Annotated in this window: 16 protein-coding genes and 1 pseudogene; 3 read left to right on the top strand and 14 right to left on the bottom strand. The window is 30.5% G+C overall.

Features of this window, described 5'->3' with window-relative positions; translation table 11 throughout:
* Positions 1-148: 148 nt before the first annotated feature.
* From IC758_RS02470 to IC758_RS02450, 4 genes and pseudogenes are all read right to left on the bottom strand, one after another.
* The gene (locus tag IC758_RS02470) at positions 149-952 is read right to left on the bottom strand and encodes a jacalin-like lectin (protein ID WP_227860708.1); all 804 of its coding nucleotides are present in this window, start codon (positions 950-952) and stop codon (positions 149-151) included.
* Entirely contained in the window at positions 937-1,776 is an 840-nt protein-coding gene (locus IC758_RS02465) for a DUF6765 family protein (RefSeq protein WP_227860707.1), read from the bottom strand. Before IC758_RS02465 ends, IC758_RS02470 begins: the two co-directional genes overlap by 16 nt.
* Before the next feature lie 250 nt (positions 1,777-2,026).
* Positions 2,027-2,840 (bottom strand): annotated as a pseudogene (locus IC758_RS21160) (N-acetylmuramoyl-L-alanine amidase).
* Between the two features lie 3 nt (positions 2,841-2,843).
* Positions 2,844-3,086: a hemolysin XhlA family protein gene (locus IC758_RS02450; RefSeq protein ID WP_227435432.1), complete on the bottom strand. Its 243-nt coding sequence runs from the start codon at positions 3,084-3,086 to the stop codon at positions 2,844-2,846.
* A 307-nt stretch (positions 3,087-3,393) separates the two neighbouring features.
* Here IC758_RS02450 and IC758_RS21155 point away from each other — a divergent pair, with 307 nt between their 5' ends.
* Together IC758_RS21155 and IC758_RS02445 are read left to right on the top strand one after the other, a co-directional pair.
* On the top strand, positions 3,394-3,579 hold the full coding sequence (locus tag IC758_RS21155) for an Arm DNA-binding domain-containing protein (RefSeq protein WP_413926646.1): 186 nt from the start codon (positions 3,394-3,396) through the stop codon (positions 3,577-3,579).
* Positions 3,576-4,277 (top strand): tyrosine-type recombinase/integrase, encoded by a 702-nt coding sequence (locus tag IC758_RS02445; protein WP_413927308.1) that lies wholly within the window; start codon positions 3,576-3,578, stop codon positions 4,275-4,277. Before IC758_RS21155 ends, IC758_RS02445 begins: the two co-directional genes overlap by 4 nt.
* An 81-nt stretch (positions 4,278-4,358) precedes the next feature.
* On the opposite strand, the gene rlmD is transcribed toward IC758_RS02445, so the two are convergent.
* The 3 genes from rlmD to IC758_RS02430 are packed head-to-tail and all read right to left on the bottom strand — an operon-like array spanning position 4,359 to position 6,798.
* Positions 4,359-5,714 (bottom strand): 23S rRNA (uracil(1939)-C(5))-methyltransferase RlmD, encoded by a 1,356-nt coding sequence (gene rlmD / locus IC758_RS02440; RefSeq protein ID WP_227435434.1) that lies wholly within the window; start codon positions 5,712-5,714, stop codon positions 4,359-4,361.
* A gap of 32 nt (positions 5,715-5,746) precedes the next feature.
* Complete coding sequence (locus IC758_RS02435; RefSeq protein ID WP_227435435.1) at positions 5,747-6,469, bottom strand: pseudouridine synthase; 723 nt, start codon at positions 6,467-6,469, stop codon at positions 5,747-5,749.
* Positions 6,469-6,798 (bottom strand): DUF1904 domain-containing protein, encoded by a 330-nt coding sequence (locus IC758_RS02430; protein WP_227435437.1) that lies wholly within the window; start codon positions 6,796-6,798, stop codon positions 6,469-6,471. The genes IC758_RS02435 and IC758_RS02430 overlap by 1 nt, the downstream gene beginning before the upstream one ends.
* Before the next feature lie 203 nt (positions 6,799-7,001).
* On the opposite strand from IC758_RS02430, the gene fba reads away from it, so the two are divergent.
* Positions 7,002-7,928 (top strand): class II fructose-1,6-bisphosphate aldolase, encoded by a 927-nt coding sequence (gene fba, locus IC758_RS02425; RefSeq protein WP_227483382.1) that lies wholly within the window; start codon positions 7,002-7,004, stop codon positions 7,926-7,928.
* Positions 7,929-8,075: 147 nt separating this feature from the next.
* Here the strand turns inward: fba and IC758_RS02420 are convergent, their stop codons facing one another.
* From IC758_RS02420 to hadI, 7 genes are all read right to left on the bottom strand, one after another.
* Positions 8,076-9,707 carry a sigma-54 interaction domain-containing protein gene (locus IC758_RS02420; RefSeq protein WP_227435441.1) on the bottom strand — a complete coding sequence of 544 codons (1,632 nt, stop codon included), beginning with the start codon at positions 9,705-9,707 and terminating at the stop codon, positions 8,076-8,078.
* Between the two features lie 477 nt (positions 9,708-10,184).
* Positions 10,185-11,222, bottom strand: a complete 1,038-nt coding sequence (locus IC758_RS02415; RefSeq protein ID WP_227435443.1) for an electron transfer flavoprotein subunit alpha/FixB family protein — start codon at positions 11,220-11,222, stop codon at positions 10,185-10,187.
* An 18-nt stretch (positions 11,223-11,240) separates the two neighbouring features.
* Positions 11,241-12,026 (bottom strand): electron transfer flavoprotein subunit beta, encoded by a 786-nt coding sequence (gene etfB / locus IC758_RS02410; protein WP_227435445.1) that lies wholly within the window; start codon positions 12,024-12,026, stop codon positions 11,241-11,243.
* A 32-nt stretch (positions 12,027-12,058) separates the two neighbouring features.
* Positions 12,059-13,192, bottom strand: coding sequence for a putative isocaproyl-CoA dehydrogenase AcdB (acdB, locus tag IC758_RS02405; RefSeq protein WP_227435447.1), 1,134 nt, complete (start codon positions 13,190-13,192; stop codon positions 12,059-12,061).
* Between the two features lie 47 nt (positions 13,193-13,239).
* A complete protein-coding gene (gene hadC, locus IC758_RS02400) occupies positions 13,240-14,367 on the bottom strand; it encodes a (R)-2-hydroxyisocaproyl-CoA dehydratase subunit beta (protein ID WP_227435455.1) in 1,128 nt (375 codons plus the stop codon).
* The gene (gene hadB / locus IC758_RS02395; RefSeq protein WP_169468259.1) at positions 14,367-15,593 is read right to left on the bottom strand and encodes a (R)-2-hydroxyisocaproyl-CoA dehydratase subunit HadB; all 1,227 of its coding nucleotides are present in this window, start codon (positions 15,591-15,593) and stop codon (positions 14,367-14,369) included. Before hadB ends, hadC begins: the two co-directional genes overlap by 1 nt.
* A gap of 14 nt (positions 15,594-15,607) precedes the next feature.
* Positions 15,608-16,408, bottom strand: a complete 801-nt coding sequence (hadI, locus tag IC758_RS02390) for a 2-hydroxyisocaproyl-CoA dehydratase activator HadI (RefSeq protein ID WP_227435457.1) — start codon at positions 16,406-16,408, stop codon at positions 15,608-15,610.
* Between the last annotated feature and the right edge of the window lie 22 nt (positions 16,409-16,430).

The following is a 16,430-nucleotide window of genomic DNA, read 5'->3' as shown; positions in this document are numbered from 1 at the left end:
TATTTTTTATTTGATGAATTACTTACAAGAACTCTAATATATGTAATATTTTTATATTTACCCTCATATAGGAAACACTCTCATTATAAATGTAAAATATTATGTTATTTTCTTAAGTATAAAATAACAACAGTTAATTAATCTGTAGTTATTTTGTACTTGCAATTCCCAAACAATCTAAATATCGCTTGTTAGTTTCTGATTCTAATTTACGTATTAAATATGAACCTTGAAGCGCAAAAATTTGTTTACCTGCAAGTGGTTCTAGAGTAAAAGTCCCATATGATTTAAACATAGTTTCACACCCTGCTGTTATCGTTTTTCCTTTTTTGGTTAAAAAAGTTATTTTTCCGATTGTTCTAGTTGGTGAATTAGGATACGGTTCTCCACCTTCATATAATCCTACTGAACCACTTGTCTTAATTATATAGTCATCAGCATCTAAAACCATAGATGTTTCATTTCCTCCTAATGCTTCTCCGTGTACTGGCGTCTTATATTTTCCATCATATACAAATTGTATAGAATCAGCTATATAAGCTCCTCTAAGTATAATTTTTGTTACTCTATTTTTATTTTTAGCAAATTGGGTATCATCAAAAGTTTTAAATTCACAATATTTACTACACATTTCTTCTAACAGTACTTCTTTTTCCTCTAAAAAGTCAATTACATAGTCTACATGTTTTTTTGCAACCAAATTAAAATAATAATAATCTGTCTTTTCTTTATTAGAAGATTTTATAAATTCATTTTTCCATTTATTCTTATCAAATTTATCTAAATAACTATATCCTAAAGCTTTTATTGCTTTTTCCCATGCATCTGACTGGTCATCTTTTCTAGTTATTATTACTTTTGTAACTTCTGTTTTCTGATTTTCTGTTAAACTCTCATATTGATTTAGACTAAAATCAGTACCATTCTTAATACACTTTAGTGCATATACCATTTGACAAAATGCTTTAAAGAAATTATCTTGATTATTTTTTGTATCTTCACTTTATCATCAGTACAACTCCAATTTGGAATATATCTGTAATTAAGATATCCATAATCTGGTATATAACCCATTCTTCCATGCCCAAGATATGCAATTCCTTCATATCCACCAACATCAGGAGTTCCTGTGAAATTAATAGAATGCCAACCATTATTACGATACTCTTCTGCTTTAGTCCATTTAGTTTCTTCTATGTATTTGCTCTCTTCAGCAATAAATTCTTTAACATCATTAATATACCATTCTGGCTTACCAATAAAATACATATGTGCCCATGTATCAGCAAGTACATGCATTCTCATACCAATAAATTGTAACTTATATTCTTCAGTATTATGAAAATAGATTAGGTCATTTATAATAGCTGACACAGTTTCACTATTTAGCAAACACATCAATCTAAATTTCTGTTCATCTCCATCTTTAAACTTCCAGTTTGTTGTAAGACCTTTGCTTTCCTTAACACCATTATAGTTGTATTGTTCATTTAAATTCCCAGGTAAAAAATGAAATGGTATCCACACTCTCTTTATTTCATTCAAACTGTCAATATTCCATTTATAACCCCATGAAGTAAAATCTGCATAATATTTTTCAAATTCTGAATTAGTCTGTATTGTAGGAAATGTAAAGTTTACATCATCAAGAATCATACTTTTACTCGATTCATCTACATATTGTGCAGCATAAGCGATTGTCTTTGACTCATTATCATCATAACCTGCTATCTTGGCTGCAAGATATGTCCCATAATAATGAAAATCTAAATTCATAAAATCACCTCTTAATTTTATTTTTAAAAATAAATCTATGTAAATTTATTTATATAGATTTACCTTCAACAATATACAAAATATTATAAATATTCAATATTTTTTTGCATAACTGGTCATTAAAAGCGTATAAATAGCCAAAAACATATTTTTATAATTTTAATAAATACATTTATAATAAAAGCAGATAAAAAGAACTTTGATATACATTCTTTTTATCCTCACACATGTTTAAATAAATATTTAAAACTTACAATATTTCTTTTACAAACTCTCTAGCCTTATCCATTGTAGACCACACATCATTGTCATATATCTGAGTAAACTTTTCTCCTGTGGTCTTACTCATTTCTTTCATCTTATTGCAAGTTACTCCACCAATTACATGCAAATTTTGTGTTTGATGCGGCTTATAGTCTTTTATGTCTACTACTAAATACTTTCCTTTGACCTCTTGTAATATAGTCCTAAGATGTCTGCTGATACCTTATCATCACCACTGTACACTATTGTGTGTTTATACATTTTGCCCACCTCTACATTATTTATAGTTTTATTCAATACGCCTTCTACAATTAATTTGGCCATTCCTTCATCCCCAAGTTTCTTAGCCTTCTCATAATCCTCTTTATTGTCACAGAAGAAACTTTCAATTAATATGGCTGTAGGCTTGGAGCTATTTAAAATATATAATCCTTTGTCTAATTTAGCACCTCTATTTTTGAATACTGTGCCTAGTTTCTTACATATTCTAGTTGCATACTCTAGACCTTTATTACTATAATATAGCACCTCTGAACCTTTTCCTTGACCATCACTTGCATTTAGATGTAACTCTATGAGTAAGTCATATCCCCCATTTTATACGACTTTTCTTCTGTTTTAGTTTTAAACTGCTTTTCGGGGCAGATTATTACATCCACCTTATGTCCTTCTTTTCTGAATGTATCTGCTAATACTGGTGCAAGAGATTTATTATATTGATACTCGTTAACTACTCCATCAGCAGAAGTACATGCGCCACTTTTTAAAATACTGTGTCCTACTGTAATACATATTTTCATTATTTATTTTCCTCCTAAAGATATTCCTTTCTGTATTGCAAATATAAAGAACCCTACAAGTGTTGTAATCATTGTCCCAATCAACCACTTTAACATACTTGTAAGTGAATTTAAGTTCTCACACAATGCTTTTAACTCTGCTTTAGATTCTATATTCGCTATCTTTAATTCGTCTATTTCTTCACCATGTTTATTTATTCTTGTTTCATGTCTTTTTAAATCTGCGTTGAAAAGTTCTTCATTCATGTAAGCCTCTTTATTTTTTATATAAAAAAAAGACTTAGGTTTAATTAAGTCCTTTTTTAATATCACTGGTTCTTCATTGCTTAAATTGACTGGCATATCTTTATTACTAGTTCTTTAGTTGCTAGATTTATAGACTCTATATACTACTTACTTATGTGATATTTATGGTAAAAAAGAAATGGAGAAAAGAAATAAGAAAAATTTATGCTAGTTAAAATACAATGAACAATTCAAATATATATTTTTTAGAATATATTTAATTGATCTAATATAGTTAGAGTATTTAATTTTGAGAGGAGAAAAAATTATGAAAGGTGGAATAAGAAAACGTGGTGAAAAATGGTATTATTACTTTGACTTAGGGACTATTAATGGTAAAAGAAAAAAGATAGAAAGAGTTGGTGGCAAAACTAAAAAAGAAGCCGAAAAAGCGTTAAGAGATGCTCTAAGCGAGTTTGAAAATGAAGGTCAATTATTTCAGATAATGAAATGAGCTTCTCTGACTTCTTAGATTTTTGGTACAAAGAATATGTTTTATTAAATTGTAAATATGGTACACAAAAAAACTATGGAAAAATTATAAAAAATCATTTAAAACAGGATTTAGGAAAATACAAACTAAAAAATCTTAATCCTGCTAAATTGCAGAAATTTTTAAATGATAAGTCAAAATTTGGTCTTAGCAAAAATTCTATCAATAATTTTTATGTTGTTTTAAGTGGAGCTCTAAAATCAGCCGTATATCCATTTAAATTTATAAAAGAAAATCCTATGCAATACGTACATATGCCTAAAATGCAAGAAAATAAAAAAAATGATTTAAAAATTATAAGTTTAAAAGATTTTAATAAAATCTTAGAAAGATTCCCACAAGGCTCTAGTTTCTACATTCCTTTACAAATAGCATTTAATACTGGAATGCGTGGTGGCGAAGTAATGGGTGAGCATGTAACAACAAACAGTTTAAAATATTTGAGCAGAGTCGTGAATTACGAACTTGGTATAGATTTTAATTTTCATAGTTTAAGACATACACATGCTACTATGTTATTAGAAAATGGTGCTAATATAAAAGATATACAGCATAGATTAGGGCATGCTAAAATATCAACAACTATGGACACATATTCACATGTAACTAACAACATGAGAAACCAAACAGTAAATATTTTTGAAAGCATTGTAGAGTAAATTTGCCACCGAAAAATAATTACGGTGGCAAATCGGTGGCAAATACACCTTTATAACATCATTCAAACAGCTAGAACCCTGTTATTCTCTAATAAGTTTAACTACAGTCTCGCAATGTGGAGTATTTGGGAACATATCCATACACTTGACCAATTTAATCTCATAACCATAACTCTTAAAATCAACCAAATCAACAACCAAAGACTTAGGATTACAAGAAATATAAACAATCTCCTCCGCACCAAATCCACAAATATCCCTAATAGCATCCTTATGAATCCCTGGTCTAGGAGGGTCAACAATAATTAAATCAGGCTTATCCTTTAAATCTTTAACAACCTTAGCAACATCTCCAGCAATAAACTCACAATTAGTAAGTCCATTTAACTTGGCATTCTCATTAGCCGCAGCAACAGCTTCCTCAACTATTTCAATACCATACACCTTCTTAGCTGCACCAGCCATAACCTGTCCAATAGACCCAGTACCACTATATAAATCAAATACAACCTTATCATTGTAATTTCCAATAAAATCTCTAGCAATACTATAAAGAACCTCTGCTCCTTTAGTATTGGTTTGGAAAAATGAAAATGGAGAAATCTTAAATTTAAGCCCTAAAATTTCCTCTTGTATATAATCTCTTCCATATAAAACTCTTAACTCATCACATTGAACAGCATCTGCTAGACCATCATTAATAGTGTGAAGTACACCTACCAACTCAGCTTTTAAATTAAGTTCTAAAAGCATGTCCTTAAATTCATTCATATTAAAATCTTCCTGAGAAGAAGTAACTATATTAACCATAATCTCATTAGTATAAATCCCTTTTCTAACTACAAGATGTCTTAAATATCCCTTGTGATTCATTGTTCTATAATAAGGAAGATTTTTTTCATTGAAAAATTCTACACTAGATACTAATACTTTTGAGAAGTCTTCATCAACTAACATACATTCTTCAACAGTTTGTATATCTATATGCTTTCCTTTTTTATGAAGTCCTAATGTTAAAGGTCCATTTTTTACTTCATCTCCAAAAGTATATTCCATTTTATTTCTATAGTACTTGTTTTCAGGACTTCCTTCTATTCCCAAAAACTGAAACCCAAATAAGTCTTGCTTTAAAAACAAATCCATAACTTGTTTTTCTTTTATTTCTAATTGCTTTTCATATGGCACTGATAGTAATGTACATCCTCCACACTCTCTAAAGTGCTTACAAGGTATTTCAGTTTCAAGTGGTGAATGTTCAAGCAACTCCATCATCTTAACTTCTGCTTTTTTGCTTCTAACTTTTTTAACAGCAGCTTTTACCTTTTGACCACTTATTCCGCCCTTCATATGGATAACTCTATCTCCAACTTGGCTTAAGGATGTGCCTCCAAACTCCATTTTATCTACTTCAAATTCTATAATATCCTTTTTCTTCACAAATTCTCCTCCAATTTACTATAGTATCTTTATTATCTTTCTTCAATCAACTTTACTTCTTCATCTGTTAACTCTCTATATTCGCCTAACTCTAAACTTTCATCCAACTTTAAATTACCCATAGACAATCTTTTTAAGTATACTACTTTTTTATCTACGCTTTCAAACATTCTTTTAACTTGGTGAAATTTACCTTCATGTATTGTAAGTTCTATCTCTGATTCCTCATCACTCTTTAATATTTTTAACTGAGATGCCATAGTTTTGTACCCATCATCAAGTACTACTCCTTCTGCAAAAGCTTCTACATCTTTTTCAGTCACTATCCCATCAATTTTTGCATAATAAGTCTTAGGCACATGCTTCTTAGGCGATAAAACTCTGTGAGAAAGCTTCCCATCATTAGTTAGAACTAACAATCCCTCTGTGTCTTTGTCTAATCTTCCAACAGGGAATGGCTCAAATGCTAAGTATGATACATCAATCAAATCTAAAACTGTTGGGTCGTATTTATCTGTAGTTGCTGATATATATCCATCTGGTTTATTCATCATTAAATATATATATTCTCTATAGAAAACTTCTTCTCCATTGAATAATATTTCATCGTTTTCAGTATCCACTTGAGTCCCTGGGTTTGAAACTTCACTTCCATTTACTACTACAGAACCTTGCTTACAATATTTCTTTATCTCACTTCTACTTCCATAACCTAAGTTTGAAAGAATTTTATCTATACGTTGCTTCTTAGCCATTAAAAATGTTCTCCATTCTCATAATATTTTTCTTTTTCAAATAATGTAAATGCTAAATCCATACTTTCAACATCTAAATTATTTCTTATACTATCAGTTATTATTCTTGCTACTGTATCTTGTACTTCTTGTCCTCTATCAAACCATGCTATCTCAACAAAAGGATACACTTCTGCTATTTTACCATCTCTTATTGCAACTGATTTTATACATTCTATCTCAAAGTAATCTCTTGGACATTTTACAGCTTCAACTAAAGCATCTATCATTTTTTCACTTATTTTACATATATCATTTTCATGAATTCCTCTTATCTTTATCTGTGGCATATTGACTCCTTTATTTAACCCTTCTTTATTTTAATTCTTCCTAAATTGTTGCTATTCTTTATTATTCTGCCTAATCCTATTATCTTCTATTTAACATTATACTTGTAATTTATAGTTATTACAATTTACTATGTACTTTTTTTGATTTAACGTTATAATATAAGTGATGGGTAAATTTTAAAAGTTAATAGGAGGAGTTTAAAATGGCATTAATTAATACAAAAGAAATGTTTAAAAAAGCTTACGAAGGTGGATTTGCTATAGGTGCATTTAACATAAGTGACTTAGAACAATTACAAGGTGTTTTAAAAGCTGCTAAAGCTAAAAATTCTTATGTTATGATACAAGCTTCTATGTCAGCTGTTAAATATGCTGGACCTCATACTTTAGTTGAGATGGTTAAAGCTGCTTCTGATGAAATAGGTGTAGATGTAGCTCTTCACTTAGATCATGGTCCAAATATGGATGCTATTAAAACTTGTATTGATGCTGGTTTCTCTTCAGTTATGATAGATGGATCTCATTTTGACTTTGAAGAAAATGTTAAAATAACTAAAGAAGCTGTTGAATATGCACACTCTAAAGGTGTTGTTGTTGAAGCAGAACTTGGTGTTTTAGCTGGAACAGAAGATGATGTTACTTCTGATGTTCATAAATATACTCAACCTGCTGAAGCAGTTGAATTTGTTGAAAGAACAGGAGTTGATTCATTAGCAATAGCTATAGGAACTTCTCATGGTGCTTTCAAATTCAAAGGAGAAGCTAAATTAAGATTCGATATACTAGAAGAAATCCAAAGCAAATTACCAGGTTTCCCAATAGTTCTTCATGGTGCATCTGCTGTTGACCAAAACGCTGTTGCTACATGTAATGAATTTGGTGGAAATATAGCTGGAGCTAAAGGTGTACCTGTAGACATGTTAAGAAAAGCATCTTCTATGGCTGTTTGTAAAATAAACATGGATACTGACTTAAGACTAGCTATGACTGCTGCTGTTAGAAAATTCTTAGCTGAAAATCCAAAAGAATTTGACCCAAGAAAATACATTGGTGCTGGTAGAGATGCTATACAAGCTGTAGTTGAAAGTAAAATAGATGATGTTTTAGGTTCTGCTAACTCTATAAACTAATATAACTTTTAAATATTTATAAAAGAAAAGAGATGACTTAGAGTAATTAAATTTATTTCTAAGCCATCTCTTTTAAGTTGTATATAGGTTATGTATTTAAAAATATATTTTTTTATAAAATTAATTAATATAGCATATAATTATCTACTAAACACGAATATATCCGCTTTTTATCTTTCTATGTATTGTAGAAGGATATATGCCTATCACTTCGGCTGCCTTTGTTATTGAACCATATTTATTTATAGCCTTACTTATCATTATTTGGTCTACCATTTTATATGCATCATTCAGATTCATAATTCCATTTACCACTATTGGTGATAAATCATTTGATTCGTTATCAATCATATCCAGATTTATAAGCATATTAAATTCATCTTCTCCAATTACGTTTTTGGCTGATAATACTACAAATCTTTCAATAATATTTTTTAACTCTCTTATATTTCCTGGCCAAGAGTATTCTTCCAATAATTCAATAACCTTAGGTGAAACTTCTACTTCTCTATTGTACTTATCATTATAAAGTTTTAGGAAGTAGTCCACTAATGGAACTATATCTTCTTTTCTCTCTCTAAGTGGTGGTATCTTTACTGGAATAACACTCAATCTATAGTATAAATCTTGTCTAAATTTAAGGTTGTTTCTAAGGTCCTCATGAGAAATATTAGTGGCACTTATATATCTAACATCTATCTTTATAGGTTTACTCCCACCAATTCTAGTAATTGTGTTTTCTTGTATAACTCTAAGTAATTTTTTTTGCATTTGCATTGGCAATTCACCTATTTCATCCAAGAATATAGTTCCACCATTTGCTTCTTCAAAAAGTCCTTTTTTACCCTTTTTCTTAGCTCCAGTAAAAGAACCTTCTTCATATCCAAAAAACTCTGATTCTAATAATTCATTTGGTATAGCCCCACAGTTTATAGCTATAAAAGGCTTTTCCCTTCTTGAACTATACTTATATATTGTCCTAGCTATAATTTCTTTTCCTACGCCTGATTCTCCATTTATAAATATAGAAGAATCTGATGCTGCAGCTCTTTTGACAACTTTTTTTATATTGTCCATAGTCTTACTTTGGCTTATATACTCTGTATCTTCTGATACATCACTATATCTTATCTGAGATTCAAGTTTAATAACCCTTGATATATCTCTTCCTGTAAGTACTCCTCCTGTAAGTTTTCCTTTTGAGTCCCATATTGGAACGGCTGTATAAGCGATAAGCTTTCCATCAGGATAAACAATATTTCTATAAATCTTTTTCTTTACCTTAAGCATATTTAATATTATTGGTTCTTCAACTAACCCCTGTCTGACAAGATCTGTTATATTTCTACCAAGTACTTCAGTTCTTTTAAAAGGTAAAATCTCATCACTGACAGTATTCATCTTTTCAATTACCCCATCTTTGTTAAATACAACGACAACTTCATCTATATGTTCTATTATATCCTCAACTATTTTGTCAGATATTACAGACTTCTCAAATAAATAAACTATGTTATTTTCATTATCATTATCTTTCATATTATAAATATGTGCAGTCATTCTTAATTCTCTAAAAGCTATTTTCTTTTTATTATTCACCAGTATATCTTTTTTGTCAAAATTTGAATCTAATTCATTTATATTTTTAGGTCTTTTTATATCGAGAAAGCTAAAAATATTATCTATTAGATGATTACAGTATATTATTTCGCCTGACTCTTTGCATAAAATAACTGGATTTTCTACATGTTCTATAAGCCCTATCAAATTATTATCCATCAATATTCGCACCTTTCATTAAGTAATTTATTGAACTACATACAAAATTTATTGTTTGCTTACAATAAATACTATTAGCACATACAACCAACTCCTTATTTGTCTTTTTTTAATATCTTGCTTCATTAAAATACAACTTACAGATAATTTTAATGGTCATAGTTTGTTAAAAATTTCATTTTGCTTTTAATTGTATTTTATCACATATTCGGTAATTATTTGTCTGTTTAACACAATTTAATTAAAAATAGTGCTTATTTTTGAAAATAAAGATAATCCTTATAGAATATGACTCACATTTTGTAAGTAATATAAATATAAGGATTATCTAGATATCTTGTATTATAAAATTTTATTCAAACAGACTTTTTAATAACTGACAAATACAATTTAGTAATAACCATATTATGTAATAATATTTATGTTACTAACTAATAAGGCTTATTTCATCAGTAATATTTAGGTACTTGTTACCTATTAAGCTTTTATAGCTTCTAATAAATCATCAACGCTATCTAATTTATCTATAAGCATTGGAACTATTTCATGTAAGTCACCAACTACTCCATAATCAGCAATTTCTAATATTGGAGCTGCTGGGTTTTTGTTTATAGCAATTATGAAATCTGATGATTGCATACCTGCTAAATGTTGTATTGCTCCTGATATACCACAAGCTATGTATAGGTTTGGTTTAACAGTAGTTCCTGTTTGACCTACTTGGTGAGAATGGTCTATCCATCCAGCATCTACAGCTGCACGAGAAGAACCAACTACTCCACCTAATTTGTCAGCTAATTGTTTAAGCATTTCAAATCCTTCAGGTCCACCTAATCCTAGACCACCTGATACTATAACATTTGCATCTGTAAGAGATACTAAATCTTTTTTACTCTTAACTGTTTCTAAAACAGTAGTTCTTATATCATCTTGAGTTATTTTGTAATCTAATGCTATAACTTCACCAGTTCTTGTTTCGTCTTTTTCAGCTTTATCCATAACTCCAGGTCTAACTGTAGACATTTGAGGTCTATGGTTTGGACAAATGATTGTAGCCATTATGTTTCCACCAAATGCTGGACGAGTTTGTTTTATTTTCTTATCTTCTGGGTCTATTTCTAGTTTAGTACAGTCTGCTGTTAATCCAGTTCCTACTCTTGAAGCTATTCTAGGTGCTAAGTCTCTACCTATATGAGTTGCTCCGAAAAGCATTATTTCTGGTTTTATTTCATCTATTGCATCTTTTATTACTTTTGTATATGCATCAGTTGTATATTTTTCTAAAAGAGCATCGTCTGCAACATAAACTTTATCAGCTCCATAAGAAATTAATTCTTTAGCTAATCCATCAACATCTTTTCCTAATAATACTGCACAAAGTTCTGCATCTACTTCTTTAGCTAATTTTCTTCCTTCTCCTAATAATTCGATAACTACTGGAGTTATTTTTCCATCTCTTTGCTCTGCAAATATCCATACGTTTTTATAAGAACTTAAATCTTTTATATCATTCATAGTTTGTACTCCTCCAACTTATATAATGTGCTTTTGTTTTAGACCTATTATTATTTTGTTAGCTATTTCGTCAGCTTTACCTTCTAAGATTTCTCCTTTTCCTCTTGGCTCAGGAGTAAATGATCTAAATACTTTAGTTGGTGATGCTTTTAAGCCAACTTCTTCTTTATTTACGTCTAAATCATCAATTGTCCAAACTTTTACATCATGTTTATATGCTTTAACTATTTTATCAACAGACATATATCTAGGTGCATTTAATTCTTTTACTGCTGTTAAAAGTACAGGTGTACTTACTTTAATTAATTCATATCCATCTTCTAATTGTCTTTGAACTATTATGTCTTTTCCTTCTATTTTGAAGTCTTGTACATATGTAACTTGAGGAATGTTTAATTTTTCTGCAATTTGTGGTCCAACTTGTGCAGTATCTCCATCTATTGCTTGTCTTCCTGCAAATATTATATCATAGTCACCTATTTTAGATATTCCTGCTGCGATAGTATTTGATGTAGCCCAAGTATCAGCTCCTCCAAATGCTCTATCACTTAATAATATTGCATCATCAGCCCCCATAGCTAAACACTCTCTTAGCATAAAATCTGCTTGAGGAGGTCCCATTGTTATAACTGTTATAGTTACATCATCATGCTCATCTTTAATTTTTAATGCTTCTTCTAATGCATTTGCATCATCTGGGTTTAATATACTTGGAACTCCATCTCTTATAAGAGTACCTGTTTCTTTATTTATTCTTACTTCGTTAGTATCTGGAACTTGTTTTACGCAAACTAATATTTTCAAAGTCTATACCTCCAATTTCATTAGATTATTTATTATTTTAATACGTTTGATGAAATTACCATTTTTTGAACTTCTGATGTTCCTTCGTATATTGATACGATTCTAGCATCTCTGTACATTCTTTCGATTTCATAATCTTTTATGAATCCATATCCACCGTGAAGTTGTAATGCTTTATAAGCAACTTCATTTGCAACTTCTGCTGCATAGTATTTAGCCATTGCAGATTCTTGAGCAACTCTCATTCCTGCATCTCTCTTTTGTGCTGCATCATAAACTAATCCTCTAGCTGCACAAACTTTTGTTTCCATATCAGCTATAGTAAATTGAGTATTTTGGAATTTAGCTATAGGCTTACCAAATTGAACTCTTTGTTTTGTATATTTAACAGCTTCATCTAAAGCACCTTGAGCAATTCCTAGAGCTAAGGCAGCAACACCTATTCTACCTACTTCTAAAGTCCCCATTGCTATTTTAAATCCATTACCTTCTTTTCCTATAAGGTTTTCTTTTGGAACTTTAACATTTTCAAATATTAAGTCAGAAGTTTCAGTTCCTCTTATACCCATCTTATCTTCATGAGCTCCTGTTGAGAAACCATCCCATTTGCTTTCTACTATAAATGCTGATGTTCCTCTAAGACCTTTAGATCTATCTGTAACTGCTATTACTATAGCTATATCGCAGAATGGTCCATTAGTTATGAAAGTTTTTCTACCATTTAATATGTAGTGGTCTCCTACTAATTCTGCTGTAGTTTGTTGTCCACCAGCATCAGAACCAGCTCCTGGCTCAGTTAAACCAAATGCTCCTATTAACTCACCTGTTGCTAAACCTCTTAAGTATTTTTGTTTTTGCTCTTCAGTACCATTGTAAAGTATTGGTAATGTAGCAAGAGAAGAACCAGCTGTAACGAAAGTAGCTGTTGAAGCACATCTTCTAGCTATTTCTTCCATTATGATAGCGTAAGAAACATATCCTGCTCCCCCACCACCATATTCTTCTGGGATATTACTGCTTATAAATTTTGTTTCAGCTAATTTTTTGATTAATTCCTTAGGCATTACACCTGTTTTATCCATTTCTGCTGGTAAAGTATCTAATTCTTTACTAACAAAATCTCTTACTGCTTTTCTTAAAAGTTCTTGCTCTTTGTTATATAACATAGCTTCCTCCAATTTTCATATTTTATAGTAAATTTATTTTAATGAACTTAAGCTAAACTCATCATCTCAGCAAAAGTTTGAATACGAGTTCTTGCTTGTTCATTATTCTGAGTTTGTTGGTCGATTTCAACATATAAAGTAGGTATTCCACTATCTTCTATATCTTTCTTAACTAAAGGATAATCGTATTCTTCTGGGTCACAGAATTTCATCATACAGAAGATAACACCATCTACATCTTTCTTTTTAACTTCATCTACTATAAGTGACCCACGTTTTTTCTTAGGGTCATAAGCTAATGAACAACCTTCTATGTTTGACCATTGTCTTGCTAATCTTTCTAATGCATCATCACCTGCAGGCACATCTGTTCTGAATTGTCTTGTTTCTTGAGCTAAATCATCAGCTACTACTGCTATATTATTGTCTTCTAAAATATCTAATATATCTTTAGAATCTGCTAATATACCTGTCAATAAAACTTTCTTTCCAGAACAGACTTCTTCTGGCATTGTGTTTAATTTTGCTATTAAATCTTTTACTAATTTAGTGTGTTCTTCTTTTCTCATAAAGAATCCACTTTTAATTACTAAGCTTCTTATTGATGGTTTTATAGTATTAGAATGTTTATAAGCTACTTCAACAAAGTCTCTCATAGTTTTTCTATGTTCATTGTAAATTTCTATACTTTCATGAATTTTTGCTTCTTCTATTTCATAACCACATATTTCTTCAAGTTCTCTTTTTACACCTTTGTATTCACTGATTAGGTATTTTACACCAGCTTCAAGTTTTCTGTTTTGTGGGTGTACTAATGATATATATTTTATGTGAGGTACTGCTGATTTCCAGTTTTGTCCTAAACAAATTAATGTGTCACACATACCTGGTATGATAACTCCAGATAATTCATCATATGCACCTTTTAATCCATACTCTAGACATGATTGCATTATTGAACATGCAAATGCAGGGAAATATTGTTTAGCTAAATCTAATTCTGTTTGTCCTCCCCATATACCAACTGGAAGCATTCCAGCTGCATGTATAATTTCTTCTGGGCAATAAACTGGGAAACAACCTATAGCTTTTTTACCAGTTGCATTTTTATATTCTTTTACAGCCTTATTTGGATTTTCAACTACTTCTTTCATTTTAGATAAAATAGCTTCCATTATATCTCACCTCTATTAAGTTTTTTTCTTTCTTCCATTACTTCAACTAAACCTTGAATTCTTGTTTCAAATTGAGCATTAGTAAAGGCTCTAGGGTCAGCTTGGTCACCATCAAATCCAGCATATGGTAATCCAGTTTCTTCAGCTGCTCTTCTTTGCATTTCATATTGTATTAAACTCATAAGTTTACAGCTTCTGTTCATATGATAGAATGCTCCATCACATTTACCCTCTACTAAAGAATCAACTCTATATTTTGTCATACGGTCTAAGTTTACATTGTTAAACATAGTACTGTATGCTACTGCCATTCCATCTAAATCATTAACTTCATATTGTAATGCCCAAGCATGTGGATAAACACTACCTGTCATATTAACTCCAAATTTAGCTAATGTTTTCATTTTATATCCAATATATGGCCAGCAAGGTATACCTTCCATCATTATTCTATACTTTTCTTCTCCTCTGAAAGAAGATTTTCCAGTTTTCATATTATCTTCTAACTCTTCTATAAGTAATTTAAATGCTTCTGTAGTTTCTTTTTTACCTCTAGCACAAACTATTACAGCCATATAAGTAAATAAATCAAATCCATTCATTGGTGAAGGAGAAGAATCTGCTGGTAAACTCATAGAATATTTCCATAGTCTTCCGTTCTCAGCTGATACTTTCATTACTTCTTCAAATTTCTTAGGGTCAAATTTCTTTCCTGATATAATTTCTAACTGTTTTATAGCCTCTTCAAATTGAGCTTTTATATAGTCTATTCTAGATTGAGTTACTTCATCTTCATTATTGAAAGTTGTATCAATCATTATTAAAGGTATATCTAATTCTCTTGAAATATTTTCATACCATTTTATAACTTGATTACATATATTATTACAGCAAAGTAGGAAATCTGGAGCTGGCATATCTAAAGCTTCACATCCACCATTTTCTAAAAGACCAAAGTTTGTTCTTGCATATGCACATAGGTCGATAGAATATCCTTTAGATTCAGCCATTTCACATAATTCTAAAGAACCTTTTTTAGCCGCTACCCCAGCTGCTTGATTTTCTGGATATAATACATTTAAGTCAAATACTTCTGCTAACTCTTGAGGAAATACTGATGTTGACCAACCTACAGGTCTTCCTTCTTCTTTAGCTTTAAATGCATTTGCATATTGTTCAGCTAATAAATCGTTTATTACTACTCTAGCTTCTTTTTTTTCAGACATTGTCATCCCTCTTTTTATATATTTTTCACTTCTTTTTGTGATTCTTTTGCTTCATCAAAAGCATATAATGCTGCTCCTAAAGCACCAGTTAATTGAGGTATATCAGGTACAATAATTTCTGTATTGATTTCTCTTGCCATAGCTCTTACAATTCCACTATTTCTGGCAACTCCACCAACCATTACTACGTTTCTTTGTACTCCTATTCTTTTTGCTAGGCTAGAAACTCTCTTTGCTACTGAAGTGTGAATACCTGCTACTATATCTTCAATTTTTGCATTTTCTGATAAGTGTGATATAACTTCAGATTCTGCAAACACTGTGCATGTACTACTTATTGATACTTCATTTTGAGAATTCATAGATATACTTCCGAGTTCAGATACATCAACCTCTATTATTTTTGCCATTACATCTAAAAATCTTCCTGTACCTGCAGCACATTTGTCATTCATAAGAAAGTTTAGTAATCTTCCATTCTTATCTAGCTTTAGTACTTTAGCATCTTGACCACCTATATCAATAATGGTTCTTGTTTCTGGAATTATGAAGTTTACTCCTCTAGCATGACAACTTAACTCACTTATCTGTTTGTCAGCATCAGAATATTTCATTCTCCCATATCCTGTAACTACTATTTTTTCAATGTCTTCTCTTCCAAGACCTGACTCACTGTATAATTTTTCCAAAACTCTTGATGGTCCAGTAGTCCCAGTACCAGAAGATATCGTAGCTGAAGCCACAATATCCTCTCCATCTTTTAAAATTACTCCCTTTGATGCAGTTGAACCTATATCTAATCCCATTGTATACATCTTTAGTATTCTCCTTTCCCAA

This window comes from Clostridioides sp. ES-W-0016-02, from assembly GCF_020641035.1.
GTDB lineage: Bacteria > Bacillota > Clostridia > Peptostreptococcales > Peptostreptococcaceae > Clostridioides.
Note: the sequence above shows the minus strand (reverse complement) of the source record. Positions and strands in the feature narration are given on the sequence as shown.